This is a genomic window from Streptomyces sp. NPDC056160 (assembly GCF_042268205.1).
Classification (GTDB): Bacteria; Actinomycetota; Actinomycetes; order Streptomycetales; family Streptomycetaceae; genus Streptomyces.
In genome coordinates this window covers 15,986-39,223 of record NZ_JBHJUW010000027.1, presented here as the reverse complement: position 1 = coordinate 39,223, position 23,238 = coordinate 15,986, and the positions used below count along the sequence as shown (strand labels likewise).

The window sequence follows — 23,238 nt, the reverse complement described above, 5'->3', positions numbered from 1 at the left end:
CGGAGCGACAATGGTGTCCACGACCCCCGACCCGAACCCGGACGTCGACGACTGTCCCGGTCCACCACCGCCCGCGGACCGGTCGGCCCGGGTCGAGGCGCACGGCATCGATCACATCCCGGACGGCGAACGCAGGGGCCACCCAAGGGAGTTGTTCTCCGTATGGGCCGCCGCGAACGTGAACTACCTCAGTCTGGTGGTCGGCGGCGCGCTGGTCCTGATGGGCCTGAACCTGTGGCAGTCGCTCGCGGTGATCGTGGTGGGCAACGCCTTCTGGCTGCTGACCGGGGTGCTGGCCGTCTCGGGTCCGGCCGCGGGCACACCGAGCGAGGTGATCACGCGGGCGATGTACGGAATCCGCGGCAACCGCGTGAACAACGCCGTCGTCGGATGGCTGATCTCCGTCTGCTACTTCGCGCTCAACCTCGCCGCCGCCGCGACGGCGGCCTTCTCCCTCGTCGGCAAGGCCGGCATACCCGTGGGCACCGGGGTCAAGATCGTCGTCGTGGTGGTCGTCGCGGCGCTGACGCTGACGGTCAGCGTGTACGGCCACGGGCTGATCATGCGGCTGTACCTCCCGATCACCCTGGTGCTCACCGCGACCTTCATCGGGGTCGCGATCGCCGTGGTCGGACACACCGACTTCTCCTACGCCCCCGGCCACCCGCTGACCGGCACCGGCCTGTGGGCGGCCGTCTTCGCCGGGGTCGCCCTCGTCGCGTCGGGCCCGCTGTCGTACACCACCAGCGCGGACTTCTCCCGCTACCTGCCCCGCACCACCTCCGCCAGGGCGATCGTGGGCTGGACGGCCCTGGGCGGCTTCCTGCCGGGCACCGTCGTCTGCGCGCTGGGCGCCTTCGCCGCCACCGCGGTCGACATGACCGACCCGCAGGGCGCGCTGCAGAAGATCCTCCCCTCCTGGTTCGACCCCGTCTTCCTGCTGGCGCTGATCCTCGGCACGATCGCCATCAACGCCCTGACCGCCTACAGCGCGGGCCTGGCGCTCCAGGCCGTGGGCGTGCGCATCCGCCGTTCCCTCAGCGTGCTCGTCGACGGCACGGTCTCGGTCTCCCTGACGCTGTACGCGCTGCTCGTCTCCGACTTCCTCGACACCGTGAACAACGTCCTGCAACTCACCGTCGCGCTGCTCGGCCCCAGCACGGCCGTCTACGCCACCGACATCCTGCTGCGCCGCAACCGCTACGACGGCCGCGCCCTGATGGACGAGACCCCGGGCAGCCCCTTCTGGTACGCCGGTGGCGTGAACCGGGCGGGCGCCGTCGCCGTCCTGGCGGGCACCGCCGCCGCCTCGCTCTGCGTGGACACGGTCTACTGCACCGGACCTCTCGCCACCGCCCTGGGCGGCGTGGACCTCGCCCTGCCGGTGGGGCTCGTGGTCGCCTCGGCGCTCTACGCCGCCCTCATGCGCGGGAGGGCGGGGTCCGCCCTCCCGCGGTAGTTCGGGCCGGTCGGGAGCCCGGCCGGGAGGCACCGACCGGCGTCGACGGACATCGACCGGCATCGACCGGCATCGACCGGCAAGTCGCGGTCCCGGGTGGCCCCGGGCGGGAGTTCCCGGGTGATGTGCTCCCCCTCCCCCAAGATTCCTCCCCTGGCCCGTCCGGCATTCCTCCCTGGCCCGTCCGGCATTCCTCCCCCGGCTCGTCGACCTCCGGTCACGACAGCAGCCGCTGCTCCTTGGCCACGGCCACGGCGCCCGCACGCGTGTCGACGCCGAGCTTGTCGTAGATGCGCCCCAGGTGCGTCTTGACCGTGGCCTCGCTCAGGAAGAGCGCCTTGGCGATGTCCCGGTTGGTCAACCCCCGGGCCAACTGGCCGAGGATGTCGCGCTCGCGGCCGGTGAGCGTGGGCCGCGGGCTGCGCATCCGGGCCATGACCCGGTGGGCCACGGGCGCCGACAGGGCGGTACGGCCGGCGGCCGCGCTGTGGATGGCCGTGAACAGCTCCTCGGGACGCTCGGCCTTGAGCAGATAGCCGGTTGCGCCCGCCTCGATGGCGCGGGTGATGTCGGCGTCCGTGTCGTACGTGGTCAGGACCAGGACGTGGACCGCACCGCCGGATGCGGCGGTGATCCGGCGGGTGGCCTCCACACCGTCCGTCCCGTCCCCGAGTTGCAGGTCCATGAGGACCACCTCGGGAGCGAGCTTCGCGGCGAGCGCGACGGCCTCCGCCCCGGTGTCCGCCTCTCCCACGACCTCGATGCCCGGGGCGCTGCCCAGCAGGGCGCGCAGCCCGGCGCGGACCACGGCGTGGTCGTCGCACAGAACGATCCGGACGGAGGTCGCTCCGGTGGGGCCGCCGGACTCGGTGGGACCGGGGCCGGCGGGGTTGACGGGACCGGGGCCGGCGGGGTTGACGGGACTGGCGGGTTCGCTGGGTCCTGCGGGTTCGCTGGGTTGCATGGGATCGGTGAGCCTCAGGGTGGGTGGGGTGGGGTCGGTGGGGCCGGGGCGAGTCACGGTGCGGGAGCCTCCGCGGCGCTGGGGGTGGGATGGAGCGGTACGGCGGCGGAGACCACGGTGCCGTCACCGGGGGCGGACTCGACGGTGAGGGTGCCGCCCAGTTGACCGGCCCTGGCGCGGATCGCCGGCAGCCCGTGCCCCCGGACCCCGAAGGCCCGCTCCGGCAGGGCCGAGGCGTCCAGGCCGCGGCCGTCGTCGGCGATGTCCAGGCGGACCTGGTCGCCCAGGTAGGTGAGGGTGAGGGCGGCCCGGCGGGCGCCGGAGTGCTCGCGGACGTTGGCGAGGGCGCCCTGCGCGATGCGCAGCAGCGCGGACTGCACCCGCTCCGGCAACCCGGCCGGGCCCGGTGCACCGTCGACGAGGCAGGTCACGGTGCGCTCCGCCGTGCTCTCGCGGGAGGCGAGTGTACGCAGGGCCGCTTCCAGGCCGCCGCCCCCGGCGAGGTCGGCGGGCGCCAGGTCGTGCACGAACCTGCGGGCCTCGGCGAGGCTGCTCTCGGCGATGGAGGCGGCTGTGCGCACGTGGGCCCGCGCCTGCTGGGGATCGGTGCGCCACACCCGGTCGGCGGCTTGCAGGAGCATCCGCTGGCTGGACAGGCTCTGGGCGAGGGTGTCGTGGATCTCCATGGCCAGCCGCTGGCGCTCGGCGAGGGTGCCCTCGCGGCGTTCGGTGGCGGCCAGTTCGCGGCGGGTGCGCACCAGGTCGCGGATCAGGGCGGCCTGGCGTGTCGCCTGGCGGTCCATGTGGGTGAAGACCGCGGTCGCCAGGAGGGCGACGGCCGGCGGGCCCACCACCACGTCGACGTCGAGGCGGTCGGCCAGCCGCAGTTGGGCGACGACGACGAAGACCGTGAAGAACGCCACCAGCGTGTACGCGGCGCGCGCCGGGAGGGTCCGCAGCGCGGTGTAGAACAGCGGCACCGCGCACCAGGCGAAACTGGGTGCCAGGGCGACCAGCACGGCCCAGACCGCCACCAGGGTGCCGAGCCACGACAGCCCGGTGAGGGCCGGTCGCCCGGAGCCGGTGGGGACGGCTGGGGCCGCCACGGCGGCGAGGCCCTGAGAGGAGCCCTGGGGAGGAGGTGGGCCGCTCCCGGAAGGAGGCTCCGGCGCGCGCCCGGCGGTCGCGCCCGCCGCCGTGCGCCGTCCGACGACGTAGAGCAGGGCCAGCACGCCCGCCAGGGCGAGGACCGCGGGCACCTGGGGCTGGGCGCCGTGCCGCTGCACGTAGCGGACCAGCGCGGAGAGCAGCAGCAGGAAGAAGGCGAGATGGACGACGAACGCGAGCGTGCGTGCCTCGCCGTCGACCGGCTGCGGGCGGGCGCGGGAGGCTCGGCTCCTGGACGACGGCATGGGCTGCTCCTCCCGGCCGGGACGTGAGGACGTGACACAGGGACGTACGGACATGGCTGCCGGGCTGGGCGAGCACTGACATTGTCGCCCCGGTGCGGCCCCGCGGGGTCAACCGATCGGATGACCCCGGCATCGGCCGTCCCGCCCGCCGGAACCAGCCGGTACGCCGACGGGTGCGCGGAGCGGGCGGCCCGAGGCTGGAAGCACAGCGCAGGAAGCGCTGCTTCCCCCGTACCGGAGCACCGGGGGCCGCGACACCGGCCCGCCCCTCGGGAGCGGGGAACGCGACATGACTGGGAGTTGCCCTGATGCAGCACAAGGCCGAGAAGTTCTCCACCCGTGCCAAGGCCGTCACCGCAGTGGCGGTCCTGGCGGCGGTCGGCGCCGGTGTGGCCGGCGCCGTGTCCGCCTCCGCCGACACCCCGGCCGCCGCTCCGGCCGTGGCCGCCGCCGCGGTGAAGGGCAAGGCCACGACCACCAGCACGCACCTGACCGTCGACGCCGCCACCGACGCCGCCGAGGCGGCGCTGAAGGCCGCTCGGAAGGAGGGCCAGCGGGTGAGCGTCGCGGTGGTGGACCGCAACGGCAACACGATCGTCACCCTGCGCGGCGACGGCGCCGGGCCGCAGGCGTACGACTCCGCGGTCAAGAAGGCGTACACCGCCGTGTCCTGGAACGCGCCCACCTCCCAGCTGGTCAAGCGGCTGGAGTCGGCGCCCACGCTCAAGGACATCCCGGGCACGCTGTTCCTGGCGGGCGGCGCCCCGGTCGCGTACGGCGACGCGCCGATCGCGGGGATCGGTGTGGCGGGCGCGCCCTCCGGTGACCTGGACGAGAAGTTCGCCCAGGCCGGCGCCGCGGCCATCGCCGACGGCCGCTGATCCCGGCCCTGCCCCGTTGTGTTTTGGCGGTCCCGTCCCGGGGCCGTCCGGGGGCGGCGCGTGCCGGGCCCCCGCCCCGCGCGCCGCCCCACACTTGTCCGTACACTCCGCAGCCACCCGCGCCCGCTCCTTCCTTGCCCGCCCGCTCGTCCGCTCGCCACCGCGTGTTCGCTCTGCCGTCCCGTTGTCACCGCCATCCGTTGTCACCGCCACCCCGTGGAGGAGTTCCGCCGTGCCCAAGAAGTCACCTTCCCCTGCCGACCGCGCCCTGCTGGAGGCCGCGCGGCGCGGCGACGTCCCCGCCGTCCGGGCGGCCCTCGCGGCGGGCGCGGACCTGGAGACACGCGACGAGGAGGGCTGTACGCCGCTGCTGCGGGCGGCCCTCGCCGACGAGGTCGCGGTGGCCGAGGTGCTGGTCGGCGCGGGCGCGGACGTGAACGCGCGGGACGGCCGCCAGGACAGCGCCTGGCTGGTGACCGGCGTGACCGGCAGCGTGGCGATGATGCGCGCGCTGCTGCCCGGCCGGCCGGACGTGACGCTGACCAACCGGTTCGGCGGGGTGTCGGTGATCCCGGCGAGCGAACGCGGCCACGTGCCGTACGTACGCGCGGTCCTGGCCGAGACCTCCATCGACGTGAACCATGTCAACCGGCTCGGCTGGACGGCCCTGCTGGAGGCGGTGATCCTCGGCGACGGCGGACGCACCCACCAGGAGGTGGTGGAGGTGCTGCTCGCGGCGGGCGCCGACCCGCTGCTGCCGGACGCCGAGGGCACGACGGCCCGCGTCCACGCCGAGCGCCGCGGCTTCCGCGCGATCGCCGCGCTCCTCCTGGCGGCCGAAGGGCGCCCGGGCCCCCATGCCCCGGAGAGCCCCCGGGACACGGAGGCCGGACGGTGAGGCGGCACCGCTCCACGGTCGTCGGGCGCGCGGTCGTCGGGCGCGCGGTGCTCGTCGCCGCGGCGGCCGGGTGCGCGGCGGACGGCCGCGCCGGCTCCCCGGCCGCGTCCGCCCGGCACCGGCACTTGGACCGGAAGCCGTCCGGAAGCCGTATTCAGGTGGCCCCGTAGGCACCGAGGGCGGACTCGACCTCGGCACGGGCCGGGTCACGCGCCCGGCGGTCGGCCCTCGTCCGCTGGGGATGGCCGTGCTGTGGCGAACGCGCGGTGCAGGTCGTGCAGCCGGCCGGTCAGGGCCGGGGCGGGCCCCCGCACCTCCAGTCCGGGCACCACGTCCTGGATCGGCGTGCAGCGCACCGGGGACGGCGGCACTCCGAGGTCGGCCAGCCACCGCGTCAGCTGGGCGGCCGAGTGGGCGTACACGACGGTCCCCAGGCCGGCCCAGCCGTGGGCGGCGGCGCACATGGGGCAGTGCTCGCCCGAGGTGAAGACGGTGGCCGCGGCCCGCTCGCGCTCGGTGAGGCGGGCCGTGGCCCAGCGGACCAGTTCGAACTCCGGGTGCCGGGTCCGGTCGCCGAGGGTACGGACGCGGTTGCGCTCCTCCGCCAGGATGCGCCCGTCTGCGCCGACCAGGAGGGAGCCGAACGGCTCGTCCCCGGCCCGCAGCGCCTCGGCCGCCAGTTCGACGGCACGCTCCAGGTAGCGCATGTCGTCGGGCGTCGGTTCGACCGGGCCCGAGCCGGTGGGGTTCGCCCTCGGTTCGGTGGGGCTCGTCCCCGGATCGTTGGGGCTCGTCCCGGGTTCGTTGGGACTCGTCCCCGGTTCGGTGGGACTCGTCCCCGGTTCGGTGGGGCTCACGGCTCTCCTTCAGGCGGCGGTGGGGGCACCCGGGACCCGGCGCTCGCCGCCGTTGTGTTCCTGCCAGAGCCGGTAGACCTCGACGGCGGCGTCGCGCGGCTCGTGCCGCATCGGCAGCCGGCGCTCGTCCCAGTCCTTGGCGAACTCGCCGTAGAAGGTGTCGAGTTCGAAGTACTTGCGGTCGTCCACGTAGTGCGGCTCGTAGGCGTCGCGGGTGGTGAGGAACACGACCTCGTCGGGCGAACAGTAGTAGAGCGCGCCGAGGCACATCGGGCACGGCTGGGCGAGGACGTAGATCGTCGTGCCGACCAGGTGCTCGGTGCCGAGCCTGGTGCATGCCTCGCGGATGGCGAGGATCTCGGCGTGTGCGGTGGGGTCGTTGGTCTGGGCGACCCGGTTGGGGCTCTCGGCGATGACCTCGCCGTCCTTGACGATGACGGTCGCGAAGGGGCGTCCGCCCCCGGCGACGTTGCGGCGGGCGATGTCGATGGTGCGCTGCGCGAAGTCCATGCTGCGTGTCCTTCCTGTCTGGCCTGGATTGCGAGGCCCGGATTGCCGGGCTTGCAGGGCTTGCCCGGCTGGTGGCGTGGGAGAGGTGGTGGCGCGGCGGGGCCGGGGCGGATCCAGGGGACCGGTCCGCCCCCGCCGCCCGCCACCGGGCCCCCGCCCCCACGGGGGGGGCGGGGGGGGGGGGCGGGGGGGCGGAAGGGGGTGGTGGGGGGGGGGGTGTGGGGGGGGGGGGGGGGGGCGGGGGGGTACCCGGGGCCCCGGCCCCCCCCGCCCGCCGGCCTCCGGCCCCCCGCCCCGAAGGGATCGGCGGGGCGGGGGCGCGAGCGGTCAGAAGGGCTTGGTGGGCAGGTACTTGCCGTCCAGGGTGATCACGGCACGCTCGCCGCCCTCCGGGTCGGCGACCTTCTTCACGTCCAGCTTGAAGTTGATCGCGGAGATGATGCCGTCGCCGAACTGCTCGTGCACCAGGGCCTTGAGCGTGGTGCCGTACACCTGGAGCATCTCGTAGAAGCGGTAGATGGTCGGGTCGGTGGGGACGGCGCCGGGGATGGAGCCCCGGGTCGGGATGGTCTGCAGCAGCATCACGGCGTCGTCGTCGAGGCCGAGCAGTTCGGCGACGGCCTCGGCGGAGTCCGCGGGCAGGGCGTGCTGACCGAGGACGGCGGCGGTCACGAAGGCCGCCGAGAGGCCGGCCGCGTCCGCGATCTGCTGCCAGCTGAGGTCCTTGCGGGTCTTGGCCTCGACCGCGGTGGCGGCGAGAGCCTGGCGGGCTGCGGGGTCGAACTGGGCATGCACCATGAGGGGGTCCTTCCTGGGTTCAAGGGTGGGGGAACACCCGGCGCGCCGCGACGTGGCGACGGCGGCCGGGACGTGGGGGGGCGTGGAGGCGTGGTCAGGCCGCCGACACGGCGGGACCGTGGCCGGCGGTGACCGTCTCGACGCCGCCGGTGGCGATGTCGTAGACCCAGCCGTGCGCGGTGAGGGTGCCCTCGGCCAGGGCGCGGGCCACCGAGGGGTGGGTGGCCAGGTTCGCGAGCTGGGCGAGCACGTTCTGCCGCACCAGCGCGGCGACGTCCCCGCGGGCCGGGGTACGGGCCCGGGAGGCCTCCGCGTGCCGCAGCCACCGGGCGACCGCCGGAACACCGCTCAGGTCGTGCGCCTCGGCCAGGGCCGTCATCGCGCCGCAGCCGGAGTGCCCGCACACCACGACGTCCGAGACGCCGAGCACGGCGACGGCGTACTCGATGCCCGCCGCCATCGCGTCCGGGGCCGGCGTGTAGGCGGGGACGAGGTTGCCCGCGTTACGGACGACGAACAGCTCGCCCGGCTCGCTGGACGTGATCAGCTCGGGGACGACGCGGGCGTCCGAGCAGCCGATGAACAGCGTGTGCGGGGCGTGGTGCGTGGTGAGATGGGCGAACAGGTCCGCCTTGGCGGGGTGGACGTCCCGCTGGAATCGCGTGACGCCCTCGGCGAGGTCGCGCATGGGTCACTCCCTCCGTGGGTTCGACGGGTTCGGTTCGGGCCCGTCGGGCTCGATGCGTCCACCTTGCATGACCTGTGCCTATAGCGTCCAAGACGCATCACTCATGTCTTCCATTGGTCACATCTATAGTGGTGCTCATGGCTCCGGAACTGCGTCATCTGCGCTACCTGCTGGCCGTCGCCGAGCACGGCAGCTTCACGCGTGCCGCCGAGGACCTGCGCATCTCGCAACCGACCCTCTCCCAGCAGGTCAGGCAGCTGGAGCGGACGGTGGGCGCGCAGCTACTGGACCGCACCGGCCGCAGCGTGCGGCTGACCGACGCCGGTGAGACGTACGCGCGCCACGCCCGCCGGGCCCTGCGGGACCTGGCGGCGGCCGAGCGCGCCGTCCAGGACGTCCAGGACCTCACCCGCGGCCATCTGCGACTGGCCGTCACGCCGACCTTCACCGCCTATCTGGTGGGCCCCCTGGTCGCCGGGCTGCACGAGCGGCACCCCGGGATCACACTGGACGTCAGGGAGATGACCCAGGACCGCATCGAGTCGGCCCTGCTCGCCGACGACATCGACCTGGGCATCGCCTTCGCCGGGGCCCATCTGCCGGGCATCACGGCGGCGACCCTGTTCACGGAGACCCTGAGCCTGGTCACCGGGGGGCACCACCCCGAGGGCGACCCGGCCCCACCGCTCCCGATCCGGTGCCTGAGGGAACATCAGCTCGCGTTGCTCAGCGGGGACTTCGCCACGCGCGGGCACATCGACGCCCATCTCGCGGCGCACGGCGTGCAGCCGCGCATCGCGGTCGAGGCCAACTCCGTGCAGGCCCTGGCCGAGATCGTGCGGCGCACGACGATCGCCACGGTGCTGCCCGACGCCATCACCCACGACCACCCGCATCTCACGCCGGTGCCCCTGGACCCCGCCCTGCCAGTCCGCGCCGTCGCGCTCCTGCGGCGCGGGGGCGGCTACGAGAGCGCCGCCGCCCGCGCCTTCACCCGCCTCACGCATGACGTCGTCCGGGCCCGCGGCTACGCCGACGCCCCACCGTGACGCCCCGCGCCCGGACATGCGTCAGGGCCGTCCCGGATTTCTCCGAAACGGCCCTGACCTGCGACTCTCTCAAGTCGGGACGACAGGATTTGAACCTGCGACCCCTTGACCCCCAGTCAAGTGCGCTACCAAGCTGCGCCACGTCCCGTTGCCCGTCTGACCTGGGGCTTCCCCCGGTCGAACGCGCAGGAAAACCATACCGCACTCGGGTCGGTGGTCGCGCACGCCTTTCCCCCGCACGCTTGACCTCAAGCTTGATTGAGGTTGCACGATCGTCGGCATGACGACCACCGAAGAACTCGGGCGCACCCTCGGGTACGCCGACCTGCCCCGGCTGATGGGCCTCATGACGGGCGACGAGAAGCACGGCCCCGCGGCCACGTCGACGCTCGACGTGCTCTGGGTCCTCTACGACCGGGTGCTCCGGGTCGGCCCCGGGCGGCAGGACGACCCGGAGCGCGACCGGTTCCTGCTCTCCAAGGGGCACGGCCCGATGGCTTACTACGCGGTCCTCGCCGCCCGCGGCCTCGTGCCGGTGCAGTGGCTGCCGGACTTCGGCACCTACGACTCCCCGCTCGGCCACCATCCGGACCGCACGCTGGTGCCCGGCGTGGAGATCGGCAGCGGGTCGCTGGGGCACGGGCTGCCCATCGCCGTCGGGACGGCCCTCGGGCTGCGCGCGCAGGGCCTGCACGACCCCCGGGTGTGGGTGCTGATCGGCGACGCGGAGCTGGACGAGGGGAGCAATCACGAGGCGATCGCGTTCGCCGGTCCGGCGGGGCTCGAACAGCTGCACACCGTGGTCGTCGACAACGCCTCCGCCAGTCATGCCCGCCCCGGCGGGGTCGCGGCCCGTTTCGAGGCGGCCGGCTGGTCGGCGGTGACCGTCGACGGCCGCGACCACGAAGCGCTCCACACGGCGTTCACCGCACCGCATCCGGGCCGCCCGCACGTGGTGGTGGCCCGGGTGGAGCCGAAGAACTCCTGAGCACCTGAGCCTGCCGTCCTGCGCCCCGCCCCACGCCCCCTGGGCCCCCGCCGGGGAGTCCGGGCGCGCCCTCCGACCGGCACCCCTCCACGCTTTCGTCGCTTTCGTCCCGACGCAGAAGGAACCCACCCCATGGACACCATGCGCGACCGTTTCGCACCCGTCGTCTCCCGGCTCCTCGACGAGGACCCACGGGTGGCGGTCGTCCTCGCCGAGATCGGCAAGGACGCGTTCACCGCGGCCCGCCGGCGCCACCCCGACCGGGTGATCAACGTGGGCATCCGCGAGCAGCTCCTCGTCGGCGCCGGCGCCGGCCTGGCGCTGACCGGCATGCGGCCGGTGGTGCACACCTTCGCCAGCTTCCTCGTGGAGCGCCCCTTCGAGCAGGTGAAGCTGGACCTGGGACACCAGGAGGCCGGCGCGGTGCTGGTGAGCGCTGCCGCCTCGTTCGACTGGCCCGCCGGCGGATTCACCCACATGGCGCCCGGTGACGTGGCCCTGCTCGACACCCTGGACGGCTGGACGGTCCACGTCCCCGGGCACCCGGACGAGGCCGAGACGCTGCTGCGGCACGCGGTCGCCGCCGGAGAGGACCGGGTGTACGTCCGGCTGTCCGTGCAGTCGAACGCCCTCGGACGCCCGGTCGACGGCGAGCACTTCGTGACGGTGCGCGAGGGGCGTTGCGGGGTCGTTCTCGCCGTGGGGCCCCTGCTCGACCCGGTGCTCGACGCGACGGAGGACCTGGACGTCACCGTGCTGTACGCGACGACCGTACGGCCCTTCGACGAGGCCGCCCTGCGCCGGGCCGTCCGCACGGCCGGGACGGATGTCGTCCTCGTCGAGCCGTACCTGGCGGGCACTTCGACGGCGGCGGCGAACGACGCGCTCCGCGACGTGCCCCACCGGGTCCTCGGCCTCGGGGTGGGCCGCGCCGAGCTGCGGCGTTACGGCACCGTCGACGAGCATGCCGCCGCCCACGGCCTCGACGCCCGGTCCCTGCGGGAGCGGATCTCCGCGTTCCTCGCGGCGGGCGCCCGGCAGGCCTGAGACCTGAGCGGCCGGGGCGGGGAGGGGGAGGGGGCTGCCGGGTGGTCAGTGCTCCGCGGGGTGCGCCCCCATCAGGCGGGGGCCGCGGGCGTCGGCGCGGACGAGGCCGCGTATCGCGGGCACCGCGAGCAGGGCGACCGGCACGACGAGACTCATCGCCGCGGACACCAGCAGCACATGGCCCGCGCCCAGCAGGGAGGCGGACGGTCCGGCGAGGGCCTGGCCCACGGGCATCATGGCGAGGGAGCCCGCCACGTCGTAGGCGTGGATGCGGTTGAGGACGTCGGAGGGGACCTGCGTCTGGACGCTGGTCGCCCACATCACGCCCCAGAACGCCTGCCCGGCCCCGGCGACGGCGGCTCCCGCGGCCATGGCCCCCACGCCGAGCCCGGCCCCGACGGCCGCCGGGAACCAGACGAAGGTGAACAGCGCGACCGCCCCCGCGCGCAGCATCCGGCGCGGGCGCAGCCGCAGCGCGAGGAACCCGCCGACGACGGTGCCCGCGCCGAGGGCGGAGTTGATCAGGCCGTAGGCGCGGGGGCCGTGCTGCTGGACCACCTCGGTGGCCACCAGCGGGACGGTCGGGCCCCACACGGCGATCATGTAGAGGCACCAGATCGCGATGACACCCCACAGCCAGGTCCGCGCTCTGAACTCCCGCCAGCCTTCGGCCAGGTCGGCCTTGAAGGTGCCCGGCCCGTGCCCGGCCGCCGGACCGCTGCCGGGCCGCGGCGAGAGCAGGGACGACGGCAGGGGCGGCAGTCTGAGCAGCAGCAGGCACAGGGCGCTGGTCGCGTAGGTGGCTGCGTGGGCGGCGAAGACCCCGCCGGGTGAGGCGAAGCCCACGAGGAGGCCGGCGACGGCGGGGCCGGCGAGCTGGGCGCCGGACTCGGCGATCCGTATCGCGCCGTTGGCCCCCTGGATGTCGGTGGCGAGCCGGGGCACCGTGCTGGCCACGCCGGGCTGGAAGACGGCGCCGGCCACGCCGTTGACGAATCCGATCGCGCAGATCTCCCAGAGCACCACGTGCCCGGAGTAGAAGAGGACCGCGGCCAGGGCCTGGGTGCCCAGCCGGGCCAGGTCGGCGCCGATCATCAGTCTGCGGGTGCTGAAGCGGTCGGCGATGACGCCGCCGAAGACCACGAGCCCGGCGAAGGCGGCGGCCGTCGAGGCCATGGCGAGGCCCACCGCGCCCGCGCCGTACCCGTGCTGGAGCAGGCCCGCGGCCAGCGCCACGGGGAGCATGGTGTCGCCGAGCCTGGCGACGGCCCGGGCCACGAAGAACAGCGCGAAGTCCCGCGACCAGACCGGCCGTGCCGCACCGCCGGCCGGAGAAACGACCGCACCGCCGGCCGGAGAACCGACCGGATCAACGGCACCGGTCGCGCCTGCGCCACTCCCCCGAGCAGCGCCGGTCGCGGCGGCGCCGTCCTGCCCGCCCGCCACCGCTGCCCCTTCCGTTGACGACTGCGCCGGTGTCCCGGTCATCCCCTCGACACCCCCTCCCCGCGCCCACTGCCCCTGTCCTCCGGATCATGCCACGGCCCGCTGACAACGCCGGAGGGATTTTCACCCCCCGGCGGGCAGCCCGAGTCCGGGGTGGGCGTCCAGCAGCCGGGCCGGGGCCGCCTGGCGCCAGGAGTCGGCGAGGACGTCGCGCAGTTCGTCCTCGTCCTCCAGCGCGCAAAGGCGCACCCTCACCCAGGCGAACTGCGCCTCGTGGCCGGCGATCCAGAACTTCCCCGGCTCCGCCATGACCAGTTCGGCGCGCTCCTCCTTGGGACAGCGCACGGCGATGGAGGTCTCGTCCTCCGGCAGCGTGGCGAACATCTTGCCCGCGACCCGGAACGTGGGCATGCTCCAGGCGGTCTTCTCCGTCGTGTCCGGCAGGGACAGGGCGATACGGCGTACGTCTTCGGCATCCTGCATGTCCGGCACGCTAGCCGTTCCCACTGACAGCGCCCCCGGCGGCGAACCGGACCGTCCCCCCGGCCGCGGCCCGGAGCGAACGGGCCGCCCCCGACTGCTTGTAGTAGATCGTCGTCGGCCGCAGCGTCCCGGCCGGGTCCGCCGCGTAGTCGGGGATCGCTCCGAGGCGGGTCCAGCCGGCCGACTGGTACAGGCGTTCGGCGGGGCTGCCTGTCTCGGTGTCCAGGTGGAGCAGGGTGATGCCCGCCGCCCGGGCCGCGTCCTCCGCGGTGGCCAGCAGACTGCGGCCCAGACCCTGCCCGCGGGCGCGCCGGTGCACCATGAGCTTGACCAGCTCGGCCCGGTGGCGGCTGTTGGGCTTGTCGGGGAAGTCGAGACCGACGGTGCCGGCCACCCGGCCGTCCGCGTCGTGCGCGACCCATACGGCACGCCGGCCCGCCGCCACGCCCGCCGCCCGCTCCCGCCACCAGGCGACCGCGCCGGGCCGGTCGAGGGAGGCGAGGAAGCCGACGGAGGCGCCGCCCGCCACCGCGTCGGTCAGCAGGTCGGCCAGTTCTTCCGCGCGTGCGCCGAGTTCGGCGGCATCGAGCCGGATCGTGGTCATCGTCGTCACGGCCGCACCACCGCCAGTACGTACCGCGCCCGTGCGGGCCCCGGGCACCGGAACCGCGTGGGCCCCCACACACGCAGCCTCAGGCAGTCACCGGCGCGGAGGTGGTACTCGGCGTCCTGCGCGGCCACGTCGAGCACGCCGTCCAGCACCCAGATGTGCTGCTCCAGGCCGGGCACGGGCGGGCGGTCGTAGGCGATGTCGGCGCCGGGCGCGAGGCGCGCCTCGACCAGTTCGCCGCGCAGCCCGGTGTGCGGCGGTGACACGGAGCGGCGCACGAACCCGGAGGCCCGGTCCTCCCACACCGTCTGCTCCCCGGCTCGCACCAGGGGCGCGGGCTCCGTCTCGATCTCGCTGAGCAACTGGGACATGGTGCGCCCGTAGACGTGGCACAGCCGGTTCAGCAGGGCGGCCGTGGGGCTGGTCTCGGCCCGTTCGGCGCGGGACAGCGTCGACCGGCTCACTCCGCTGCGTTCGGCCAACTCGCCCAGTGACCAGCCGCGTCCGGACCGCAGCTCGGCCAGCCGGGCGCCGAGGCGGGCGTCGACCGGGCCGGGGACGGGAAGGCGCTCCGCCGGTTCGTCGATTTCCATATCCGGGACGCTATCCCGGATGTGAGACACCCGTGTTACGGAACGCTCACCGGGGGCACCGCTCCCCCGGGCGGCGCGTGAGGCCGTACGGTCTGCTCCCGGGCCGCCTCGCCCAGCGCGTCCAGCACCGGGCGGATCAGCGGGTGCCCCTCGGCGCCCCGGCGCACCGCGGCGAAGACCCGGCGCGTGGGGGCCACGCCGTCCACGGGGCGCACGACCACCCCCGTCAGGTCCATGCCGCGCAGCGCCGAGCGCGGGACGAGGGCCACGCCCGCGTCGGCCGCGGCGAGCGCGACGACCGCCCTGAAGTCGTCGGAGGAGTGTTCGATCCGGGGCTGGAACCCGGCGTTCTCGCAGGCCAGGACGACCACGTCGTGGCACGGGTTGCCGGGGTACGGGCTGATCCAGGGGTCCTTGGCCAGTTCGGCGAGCGGAACCTCGGGGCTGTCCGCCGTGCGGTGGGTGACCGGGACGACCGCGTCGAAGGGCTCGGCGTACAGCGGAACATGGGTCAGGCGGGGGTCGTCGGCGGACGGTGCGCCCCGGTACTCCACGGCGACCGCCACCTCGACCTGCCGGTCCAGCACCATCGGCAGGCTCGCGTCGCCCTCGGCGTCCCGGACGCGGATGCGTATGCCGGGCGCCGTCCCCGCCAGGCGGGCCACGGCGGGCGCGACGACCTCGGCGATGCCGGTGGCGAAGGAGGCGACGGTGACGGTGCCCGCCTCGCCCGAGCCGTAGGCCGCCAGCTCGGCCTCCGCCCGCTCCAGCTGGGCGAGGACGGCGTTGGTGTGGCTGAGCAGGATCTCACCGGCCGGGGTCAGCCGTACGCCCTTGGCGCCCCGTTCCACCAGCCGGTGGCCGGTCTCCTGCTCCAGGGCAGTGAGCTGCTGGGAGACCGCCGAGGGGGTCAGGTAGAGCGCGGCGGCAGCCGCTGTCACCGTACGGTGGTCGGCCACCGCCCGCAGGATGTGCAGCCGCCGAGCCTCGATCATGGCACCGATTATCGCAAGCTCACCGGCCACCGGACACGCGGGACCGGTCAGCCGGCCGGCCCCTCGCAGCGCCCGCCGGCCCCGCTCAGGCCACCGGCTCCGTGGGAACCACCGGCACCACGGGCACCTCCGGACCTACCGGCTCCACTGGCCCCACCGCTTCCACGGGACCCATCGGCTTCGCCGGGCCCGCCGGCTGCGCTCAGCCCTCCAGCTCCGCGCGGGCCGCGACGAAGGCGTCCACCGCGCGGTTCACGTCGGCGGTCGAGTGCGCGGCCGAGAGCTGCACGCGGATGCGGGCCTGCCCCTGCGGCACCACCGGGTACGAGAAGCCGATCACGTACACGCCCCGCTCCAGCAGCAGTTCCGCCAGCCGCCCCGCCTTGGCCGCGTCGCCGATCATCACGGGTGCGATGGCGTGGTCGCCGGGAAGGACGTCGAAGCCCTCCTCGCTCATCCGGGAGCGGAAGAGCGCGGTGTTCTCCGCCAGCCGGACGCGCAGGTCATCGGCCGACTCCAGCAGGTCGAGGACCTTCAGGGAGGCCGCCGCGATCACCGGGGCGAGGGTGTTGGAGAACAGGTACGGCCGGGACCGCTGGCGCAGCAGCGCGACGATCTCGGCGCGGGCGGCGACGTAGCCGCCGGAGGCGCCGCCGAGCGCCTTGCCGAGGGTGCCCGTGATGATGTCGACGCGGTCCATGACGCCGTGCAGTTCGGGGGTGCCGCGCCCGCCGGGGCCGACGAAGCCGACGGCGTGCGAGTCGTCGACCATGACCATCGCGCCGTAGCGGTCGGCCAGGTCGCAGATCTCGCGCAGCGGGGCGACGTAGCCGTCCATCGAGAAGACGCCGTCGGTGACGACGAGCTTGCGGCGGGCGCCGCCGTCGTCCGCCTCCTTCAGCTGCCGCTCCAGGTCGGCCATGTCGCGGTTGGCGTAGCGGAAGCGGCGGGCCTTGGACAGACGGATGCCGTCGATGATGGACGCGTGGTTGAGGGCGTCGGAGATCACCGCGTCCTCGGCCCCGAGCAGCGTCTCGAAGACGCCGCCGTTGGCGTCGAAGCAGGAGGAGTAGAGGATGGTGTCCTCCTGGCCGAGGAACGCCGACAGGCGGCCCTCCAGCTCCTTGTGCACTTCCTGCGTGCCGCAGATGAACCGCACGGAGGCCATGCCGTAGCCCCACCGGTCCAGGGCCTGGTGGGCGGCGGCGACGACCTCGGGGTGGTCGGCGAGGCCGAGGTAGTTGTTGGCGCAGAAGTTGAGGACCTCGCCGGGCCGGCCGCCCGCGGTGACGGCGACGGTCGCGGACTGCGGGGTGCCGATGACGCGCTCGGGCTTGTGCAGGCCGGCGGCGCGGATCTCGTCGAGGGTGGCGCGCAGGTCGTCGCGCACGGAGTCGAACATGACAGGCTCCTTGGAAGTGCTGGCGGGGAGGGGCGCGGGGAGGTCAGGCGGTCCAGTCGAGGATGACCTTGCCGCCCCTGCCGCTCGCGGCGTCCGCGAAGGCCGCCTCGAAGTCGGCGTAGCCGTAGCGGCCGGTGATCACCGGGGCGAGGTCCAGGCCGCCCTCCAGCAGCACGGACATGGCGTACCAGGTCTCGAACATCTCCCGGCCGTAGATGCCCTTGACAGTGATCATCGAGGTGACGATGCGGGCCCAGTCGACCGGGAACTCCTCGGAGGGCAGACCCAGCATGGCGATCCGGCCGCCGTGCGTCATGTTGGCGATCATGTCGCGCATCGCCTCGGGACGGCCGGACATCTCCAGGCCGATGTCGAAGCCCTCGCGCAGGCCGAGCGTGCGCTGGCCCTCGGCGATCGTGGACGTGGAGACGTCGATCGCGAGGCTCACCCCGACCTTGCGGGCCAGCTCCAGCCGCTCCTCGCTCACGTCGGTGATCACGACGTTGCGCGCGCCGGCGTGCCGGGCCACGGCGGCGGCCATCAGGCCGATCGGTCCCGCCCCGGTGATCAGGACGTCCTCGCCGACCAGGGGGAAGGACAGCGCGGTGTGCACGGCGTTGCCGAACGGGTCGAAGATCGCGGCCACGTCGAGGTCGACGGGGACGCGGTGCACCCACACGTTGGAGGCGGGCAGGGCGACGTACTCGGCGAAGGCCCCGTCGCGGCCCACGCCCAGACCGACGGTGGCCCGGCACAGGTGGCGCCGGCCGGCCAGGCAGTTGCGGCACTTGCCGCACACCAGGTGGCCCTCACCGCTGACCCGGTCACCGGTCTTGATGTCGCTGACGTCACGGCCGGTGGCGACGACCTCGCCGACGAACTCGTGACCGACCACGAGGGGGGTGCGGATGGCCTGCTGCGCCCAGCCGTCCCAGGCCCGGATGTGCAGGTCGGTACCGCAGATACCGGTCCGCAGCACCTTGATCAGTACGTCACCGGGTCCGACGGCGGGCTCGGGCACGTCCGCGAGCCACAGCCCGGGCTCCGCCTTCTCCTTGACCAGCGCCTTCAACGCAACGGCTCCTGTGGATCGGGCCCGGGCCGGGTTCGGGGCATGCCGAAAGGACCCGCGTCCGGGGTGAGGGGTGGAATCACCTGGCAATCTGCCCTACGGCGGCACGCCCGGTCCATCGAGGATTTCTTAAGCACGGCCACAGGTTTCCTTCACGCGGCCCGACGCACTCCTCCCACGCCCGACGCACGCCTCACCACGCCCCGTCCCCAGCCCTCGCGCCCCTCACACGCGCGTCCCGCGCCCCCGCCCCGCCCTTGCAGCCCTCTCCCCTCTTCCGCCTCTCCCCTCACGCCGGCCGGCTCAGCGCGGGACGCTCTCCGCCGCCGCCTCGCGCCGGCCCAGCCGCCGGCTGAGTTCGGCCGCCGCCGCCTTGATGGTGCCGAGCCCCTCGCGGCCCCACGGGCGCGGCTCCACGTCCACGACGCACACCGTGCCCAGCACCATGCCCGTGCTGTCGACGAGCGGGGCTCCGAGATAGGACCGGATGCCGTACTCGTCGACCACCGCGTTGCCCGCGAACCGCGGATAGTCACGGACGTCCTCCAGCACCAGAGCCTTCCCCCGCGCCACGACGTGGGGACAGAACCCGTGGTCGCGCGCCAGACGGCGGCCCAGTTCCCGCCGGACGGCGTCGCCGTCGCGGTCGGCCGGTTCACCGGGACCGGGCGGCCCGGGAGGCCCGAGCGGTCCGGGGAGACCGGGTGGTGGTCCGACCGTTCCGGGTCGTCCGACCGGCCTGAGTCGTCCGACCGGCCCGGGCGCGTCCACGTCCAGGACGTCACGGGAGGGCCGGTGCAGTCCGGCGAAGAACTGCCCGTGCTCGCCCGGGAAGTTGACCATGGCGTACGGCGCCCGGGTACGGTCGGCGAGCCGGTCCGCGAAGGCGTCGAGAGCCGGTTCGGCCCGCTCTCCCAGACCCAGCCGGCGCAACCGCCGCGCCCGGGCGGGCGCCTCCTTGTCCTCGGGGGTGAGCAGCAGCCGGCCGGCCGGGCGCGGCGGGTCGTAGCTCATGACCGGACTCCGGCGCTCGGGGCGGCGGTCGGGTACGGGCGTGTCATGTACGGGCTCCGTGACGAGGTGGTGCCGGGCATCACAGGTGGGCCCCGTGACTCGGCGCGGGCTCGGGCGCGTGGGCGATGAGGTGCCGTACGAGGGTCAGCAGGGTCTGCACTCCCGAACTGGAGATACGGGCGTCGCAGCGCACGACGGGGATCGCCGGGTCGAGATCGAGCGCGGCGCGGACCTCCTCGGGGGCGTAGCGGTAGGCGCCGTCGAACTCGTTGACGGCGACGATGAAGGCGAGGCCCCGCTGCTCGAAGAAGTCGACGGCGGCGAAGCACTCCTCCAGGCGGCGGGTGTCGGCGAGGATCACCGCGCCCAGGGCACCCTCCGACAACTCGTCCCACATGAACCAGAAGCGCTCCTGACCGGGAGTGCCGAACAGGTACAGCACGTGCCGCGGGTCCAGGGTGATGCGGCCGAAGTCCATCGCCACGGTCGTCTCGACCTTGTTCTCGACGCCGTCGAGGTTGTCGGTGTCGGCGCCGACCGAAGTGAGCAGTTCCTCCGTGCTGAGCGGCGCGATCTCGCTCACGGCGCCGACCAGGGTCGTCTTGCCCACCCCGAACCCGCCCGCCACCAGGATCTTCAGTGCGGTGGGGAAGGGATCGGATCGGCCGTCGTGACCGCGGGGGCCGTCGCCGCGGTCAGAGCTGTCGTCGTAGTCCATCGAGCACTGCCTCCAGAAGAGCCCGGTCGGTGGGATGGTGGTGGGTGACGGGCGGCTTGGTGGTCAGGGCGCCGCAGTCGACCAGGTCGGAGAGCAGCACCTTGGCCACCGCCGCCGGAAGTCTCAGGTGGGCGGCCACCTCGGCCACCGAGACCGGCCCGAGGCACAGGTCGAGTGCCTGGCCGTGCTCGGGCCCGAGGTAGCCGAGCGGCGTCACCCCGGTCGCCATCACCTGCGACATGAGGTCGAGCGCGACGCTGGGCAGGGTGCGGCCGTTGCTGACCGTGAAGGGGCGCACCAGCCGCCCGGCCGCGTCGTCGAGCCAGGGCCCGTCACCGGCCGCCGCGCTCAAGGCCGCAACGCCGGGGAACCGGCGGTGTGTTGCCGAGGCGCGGTCATGAGGTACGGGCGGACGCTCTTGACCAGCATCGCCATCTCGTACCCGAGCACCGCCGCGTCGGCCTCGCGGCCCGCGAGCACGGCGAGACAGGTGCCCGAGCCGGCGGTGGTGACGAACAGCAGGGTCGAGTCGAGTTCGACGACGACCTGCCGTACGTCGCCTCCGTCGCCGAAGCGGATGCCGGCGCTGCGGCCCAGGGAGTACAGGCCGGAGGCCAGCGCGGCCATGTGGTCGGCACTGTCGGGGTCGAGGCCGTGCACGGACTTCACCAGTCCGTCGCAGGACAGCAGGACCGCGCTGGTCGTGTGGGGTACGCGCTGGACGAGGCCGCTCATCAGCCAGTCGAGGTCGGAAACTTGGCCGGTCGGCGCATCGCTCGCCATGGTGGATCGACTCCTTGGGGTACGAAGGTCCCCTCCGGCGCTGGAGGTTGAAGGGAGCGCGGGGGTACGGGTGAACGCGGGGGTGGGGGTGGGCGTGCTGGTCATCCGGCGGGCGGGCTCCCGTCGTGGCGTACGGCCGGCGGCGCGGCGCGGGACGGGCCCGCGTCCGGCGACGGCGACGGGTCCGGGGCGGGCTCCGGTGGCCCGTCCGTTTCCGGGGGCAGGAGCGAAGCCCGGCGCTCCTGCGTCTCGGCGAGTCCGATCCCGCGCTGGAAGGCGGCCATCAGGCCGGGGTCGTGACCCGCCACGTCCTCGCTGTCCTGGCGGGGCGCGGGGGCGTCGCGCAACTGGGGGACGATGTGCTGCTGGGCGCGGCGCCGCGGCAGTCGGGGTCGGTCCATGGTGCCGCGCACCACGGAGTCCACGCGCGGGACGGGCACGATGTCCGCGTGGGCGGCGACGGCTGCCCGGTCCTGCGGCCGGATGCCCGGGACCGCTTCCGAGGGGTTCGCCCGCCGTTGCCCCGCACCGCGCCGCGGCAGGGGTGCGGGCCCCTGACCGTCGGCGGGAGCGGGGGGCGCGAGGGACCGCCCCACGGCCGGCACGTCGGGCTGCGGGCCGTGCCCGGCGAGGCCGCCCCCGGCAGCGGCACCGTCCCCGGCGCGCTCGTCCGGCCCGGCCTGCTCCGCGCCCCCGACCCGCTCGCCGACAGCGGTCTGCTCGGAGCCACCGTCCTGCCGGGCACCACCGATCTGCCCGACGCCACCGGCCTGCTCAGCGCCACCGATCTGCTCGGCGCCACCGAACTGACCGACGCCACCGGCCTCCTCTACGCCACCGGCCTGCCCGACGCCAGCTGTCTGCTCGGCGCCACCGGCCTGGTCGACGACACCGTCGTGCTCCGCGCCCCCGGCCCACTCGACGCCACCGGTCTGCTCGGAGCCACCGATCTGCCCGACCGGAGCAGCCGGGTACGGCGGCGGTGCCGGCGGGCGGTACGCGTCGATCGCCGCGCCCGGCTCGGCCCCCGGTCCGTCACCCGCACCGGCGAGTTCCGTACCCGTACCAACACGCGTACGAATACCGGGCCCTGCCTCTGCCCCTCCCCCCGTACCCGCGCCCGGCTCCGCCCCGAGCAGCGCCTGGGGCACCACGAGCACCGCCTGCACACCGCCGTAGATGTTGGTCTGCACCCGGACGCTGATTCCGTGCCGCCTGGCCAGCTGGGACACGACGAACAGCCCGATGCGGCCGTCCGCGAGCAGGCTGGCCACGTTGACCTGGTCCGGGTCGGCCAGCAGGGCGTTCATCCGCACCTGTTCGCCGACCGGCATGCCGAGGCCCCGGTCCTCGACCTCCACGGCGAGCCCGGAGGTCACGAGGCCCGCGCGCAGCAGGACCTGGGTGTGCGGGGCGGAGAACACCGTGGCGTTCTCGACGAGTTCGGCCAGCAGGTGGATGACGTCCGCGACGGCGTGGCCGCGCAGGCGGCCGTCGATCGGCGGGACGAGTTTGACCCGCGAGTACTGCTCGACCTCCGCGATGGCCGAGCGCAGCACCTCGGTCATGGAGACGGGGTGGCTCCACTGGCGGCGGGAGACGGCGCCGCCGAGGACGGCGAGGTTCTCGGCGTGGCGGCGGATGCGGGTGGCGAGGTGGTCGACGTGGAAGAGGCCCTTGAGCAGGTCGGGGTCCTCGATCTCGTTCTCCAGCTCGTCGAGGATGGAGATCTCGCGGTGCACCAGGGACTGCAGGCGCCGGGCGAGGTTGACGAAGACCTCCAGCTTCTGTTCGCTGCCCGCCTGGCTGGAGAGCTGCGTGGCCTGCACCACCGCGGTGACCGCCCCCTCGTGGGCGCGGGCCAGGTCGGCGGCGAGCAGTTCGAACTCGTCGGCGTCCGCGGGCGGTCCGCCGCGCGGTTTGCGGGCAGGCGGGGCCTCTCCGTGCCGCAGCGCGTCGACGAGCGTGTGCAGATCGGCCTCGCGGCGCGCGGTGCTGCGGCGCAGCGCGTCGAGGCGCTCGTGCACGGACCGGGCGGCGCGCCCGGCGGCGACGGCTGCGGTCACGATGCCCGCGAGCGCCACCGACAGCGCCCCCGCGAGCACCGCCCACAGGGCGAGTCCGGGCCGGGCGCCGGTGGAGCGCACCGTGAAGAGCACGGCCGCGCCCGCGCTGAGTGCCACCGCGACCGGCGGCAGCACCGCGAGGCGCAGCAGTTGGGGCCGTATGCGGGCGTCGGGCGGCGCGGGGACGGTGCGGGCGACCGGACGCCCGTGCCGTCCGCCCTCGCGGCGGTCCGGACGGGCGGCCGGTGCGCGGAGGTGAGACATCTGTTCCTCGTACTGGTCCGTCGGGCCTGGAGGCTCGCGCGGGGAGCGCGAGCGGGCATACGCCATCGCTGTGCCGGTCGGCCAGGCCCGGGAAAGCGCCTCTACGTCGTCCGGCGGACACTCACAGTAGTCACCAATGCATCATGTGCGATGAGCAGTTGACGAAATCGCCCGGGAATCGTCCCGCTCTGGTATGAGGCGTCGTACGGCAGATCGAAAAGCCTCGTACGACAGACCGAGA

At 74.3% G+C, this 23,238-nt stretch carries 24 protein-coding genes and 1 tRNA gene; 6 read left to right on the top strand and 19 right to left on the bottom strand.

What is annotated here, in order from left to right:
• Positions 1-10 precede the first annotated feature (10 nt).
• A complete protein-coding gene (locus ACFC02_RS12950) occupies positions 11-1,459 on the top strand; it encodes a purine-cytosine permease family protein (protein ID WP_376355856.1) in 1,449 nt (482 codons plus the stop codon).
• A gap of 217 nt (positions 1,460-1,676) precedes the next feature.
• Here ACFC02_RS12950 and ACFC02_RS12945 read toward each other — a convergent pair whose 3' ends face one another.
• Together ACFC02_RS12945 and ACFC02_RS12940 are read right to left on the bottom strand one after the other, a co-directional pair.
• Positions 1,677-2,423, bottom strand: a complete 747-nt coding sequence (locus ACFC02_RS12945) for a response regulator (protein WP_376355854.1) — start codon at positions 2,421-2,423, stop codon at positions 1,677-1,679.
• A 53-nt stretch (positions 2,424-2,476) separates the two neighbouring features.
• A complete protein-coding gene (locus ACFC02_RS12940; RefSeq protein WP_376355852.1) occupies positions 2,477-3,835 on the bottom strand; it encodes a sensor histidine kinase in 1,359 nt (452 codons plus the stop codon).
• Between the two features lie 308 nt (positions 3,836-4,143).
• Here ACFC02_RS12940 and ACFC02_RS12935 point away from each other — a divergent pair, with 308 nt between their 5' ends.
• On the top strand, positions 4,144-4,716 hold the full coding sequence (locus ACFC02_RS12935) for a heme-binding protein (RefSeq protein WP_376355850.1): 573 nt from the start codon (positions 4,144-4,146) through the stop codon (positions 4,714-4,716).
• A 232-nt stretch (positions 4,717-4,948) separates the two neighbouring features.
• On the top strand, positions 4,949-5,614 hold the full coding sequence (locus ACFC02_RS12930) for an ankyrin repeat domain-containing protein (protein WP_376355848.1): 666 nt from the start codon (positions 4,949-4,951) through the stop codon (positions 5,612-5,614).
• Positions 5,615-5,820: 206 nt separating this feature from the next.
• Here the strand turns inward: ACFC02_RS12930 and ACFC02_RS12925 are convergent, their stop codons facing one another.
• From ACFC02_RS12925 to ACFC02_RS12910, 4 genes are all read right to left on the bottom strand, one after another.
• On the bottom strand, positions 5,821-6,321 hold the full coding sequence (locus tag ACFC02_RS12925) for a nucleoside deaminase (RefSeq protein WP_376355921.1): 501 nt from the start codon (positions 6,319-6,321) through the stop codon (positions 5,821-5,823).
• A 159-nt stretch (positions 6,322-6,480) separates the two neighbouring features.
• Positions 6,481-6,981 (bottom strand): nucleoside deaminase, encoded by a 501-nt coding sequence (locus ACFC02_RS12920; RefSeq protein WP_376355846.1) that lies wholly within the window; start codon positions 6,979-6,981, stop codon positions 6,481-6,483.
• A 327-nt stretch (positions 6,982-7,308) separates the two neighbouring features.
• A complete protein-coding gene (cynS, locus tag ACFC02_RS12915; RefSeq protein ID WP_360971818.1) occupies positions 7,309-7,779 on the bottom strand; it encodes a cyanase in 471 nt (156 codons plus the stop codon).
• Between the two features lie 94 nt (positions 7,780-7,873).
• Positions 7,874-8,467 (bottom strand): carbonic anhydrase, encoded by a 594-nt coding sequence (locus ACFC02_RS12910; protein ID WP_376355843.1) that lies wholly within the window; start codon positions 8,465-8,467, stop codon positions 7,874-7,876.
• A 137-nt stretch (positions 8,468-8,604) separates the two neighbouring features.
• On the opposite strand from ACFC02_RS12910, the gene cynR reads away from it, so the two are divergent.
• The gene (gene cynR / locus ACFC02_RS12905) at positions 8,605-9,516 is read left to right on the top strand and encodes a transcriptional regulator CynR (RefSeq protein WP_376355841.1); all 912 of its coding nucleotides are present in this window, start codon (positions 8,605-8,607) and stop codon (positions 9,514-9,516) included.
• A 74-nt stretch (positions 9,517-9,590) separates the two neighbouring features.
• On the opposite strand, the gene ACFC02_RS12900 is transcribed toward cynR, so the two are convergent.
• Positions 9,591-9,664: transfer RNA gene (locus ACFC02_RS12900), tRNA-Pro, on the bottom strand.
• Between the two features lie 132 nt (positions 9,665-9,796).
• On the opposite strand from ACFC02_RS12900, the gene ACFC02_RS12895 reads away from it, so the two are divergent.
• Together ACFC02_RS12895 and ACFC02_RS12890 are read left to right on the top strand one after the other, a co-directional pair.
• The gene (locus tag ACFC02_RS12895; protein ID WP_376355839.1) at positions 9,797-10,504 is read left to right on the top strand and encodes a transketolase; all 708 of its coding nucleotides are present in this window, start codon (positions 9,797-9,799) and stop codon (positions 10,502-10,504) included.
• 132 nt (positions 10,505-10,636) lie between these two features.
• Entirely contained in the window at positions 10,637-11,551 is a 915-nt protein-coding gene (locus ACFC02_RS12890) for a transketolase family protein (RefSeq protein ID WP_376355837.1), read from the top strand.
• 45 nt (positions 11,552-11,596) lie between these two features.
• Here the strand turns inward: ACFC02_RS12890 and ACFC02_RS12885 are convergent, their stop codons facing one another.
• The 12 genes from ACFC02_RS12885 to ACFC02_RS12830 form a co-directional block, all read right to left on the bottom strand.
• Positions 11,597-13,039, bottom strand: coding sequence for an MFS transporter (locus ACFC02_RS12885; RefSeq protein ID WP_376355835.1), 1,443 nt, complete (start codon positions 13,037-13,039; stop codon positions 11,597-11,599).
• A gap of 81 nt (positions 13,040-13,120) precedes the next feature.
• Positions 13,121-13,480: an MmcQ/YjbR family DNA-binding protein gene (locus ACFC02_RS12880; protein WP_376355833.1), complete on the bottom strand. Its 360-nt coding sequence runs from the start codon at positions 13,478-13,480 to the stop codon at positions 13,121-13,123.
• Positions 13,481-13,490: 10 nt separating this feature from the next.
• Positions 13,491-14,084, bottom strand: a complete 594-nt coding sequence (locus ACFC02_RS12875) for a GNAT family N-acetyltransferase (protein WP_376355919.1) — start codon at positions 14,082-14,084, stop codon at positions 13,491-13,493.
• Positions 14,085-14,089: 5 nt separating this feature from the next.
• Positions 14,090-14,683: a helix-turn-helix domain-containing protein gene (locus tag ACFC02_RS12870; protein ID WP_376355831.1), complete on the bottom strand. Its 594-nt coding sequence runs from the start codon at positions 14,681-14,683 to the stop codon at positions 14,090-14,092.
• A gap of 35 nt (positions 14,684-14,718) precedes the next feature.
• Complete coding sequence (locus ACFC02_RS12865) at positions 14,719-15,678, bottom strand: LysR family transcriptional regulator (RefSeq protein WP_376355829.1); 960 nt, start codon at positions 15,676-15,678, stop codon at positions 14,719-14,721.
• A gap of 202 nt (positions 15,679-15,880) precedes the next feature.
• Positions 15,881-17,080: a glycine C-acetyltransferase gene (locus ACFC02_RS12860; protein WP_376355827.1), complete on the bottom strand. Its 1,200-nt coding sequence runs from the start codon at positions 17,078-17,080 to the stop codon at positions 15,881-15,883.
• Positions 17,081-17,123: 43 nt separating this feature from the next.
• Complete coding sequence (gene tdh, locus ACFC02_RS12855) at positions 17,124-18,152, bottom strand: L-threonine 3-dehydrogenase (protein ID WP_376355824.1); 1,029 nt, start codon at positions 18,150-18,152, stop codon at positions 17,124-17,126.
• A gap of 303 nt (positions 18,153-18,455) precedes the next feature.
• The gene (locus ACFC02_RS12850) at positions 18,456-19,166 is read right to left on the bottom strand and encodes a GAF domain-containing protein (protein WP_376355822.1); all 711 of its coding nucleotides are present in this window, start codon (positions 19,164-19,166) and stop codon (positions 18,456-18,458) included.
• 79 nt (positions 19,167-19,245) lie between these two features.
• The gene (locus ACFC02_RS12845) at positions 19,246-19,884 is read right to left on the bottom strand and encodes an ATP/GTP-binding protein (RefSeq protein ID WP_376355820.1); all 639 of its coding nucleotides are present in this window, start codon (positions 19,882-19,884) and stop codon (positions 19,246-19,248) included.
• Positions 19,862-20,236, bottom strand: a complete 375-nt coding sequence (locus ACFC02_RS12840) for a DUF742 domain-containing protein (RefSeq protein WP_376355818.1) — start codon at positions 20,234-20,236, stop codon at positions 19,862-19,864. Before ACFC02_RS12840 ends, ACFC02_RS12845 begins: the two co-directional genes overlap by 23 nt.
• Positions 20,233-20,667, bottom strand: coding sequence for a roadblock/LC7 domain-containing protein (locus ACFC02_RS12835; RefSeq protein WP_376355816.1), 435 nt, complete (start codon positions 20,665-20,667; stop codon positions 20,233-20,235). The genes ACFC02_RS12840 and ACFC02_RS12835 overlap by 4 nt, the downstream gene beginning before the upstream one ends.
• A gap of 101 nt (positions 20,668-20,768) precedes the next feature.
• Positions 20,769-22,997 carry an ATP-binding protein gene (locus ACFC02_RS12830; protein WP_376355814.1) on the bottom strand — a complete coding sequence of 743 codons (2,229 nt, stop codon included), beginning with the start codon at positions 22,995-22,997 and terminating at the stop codon, positions 20,769-20,771.
• Positions 22,998-23,238: the final 241 nt, after the last annotated feature.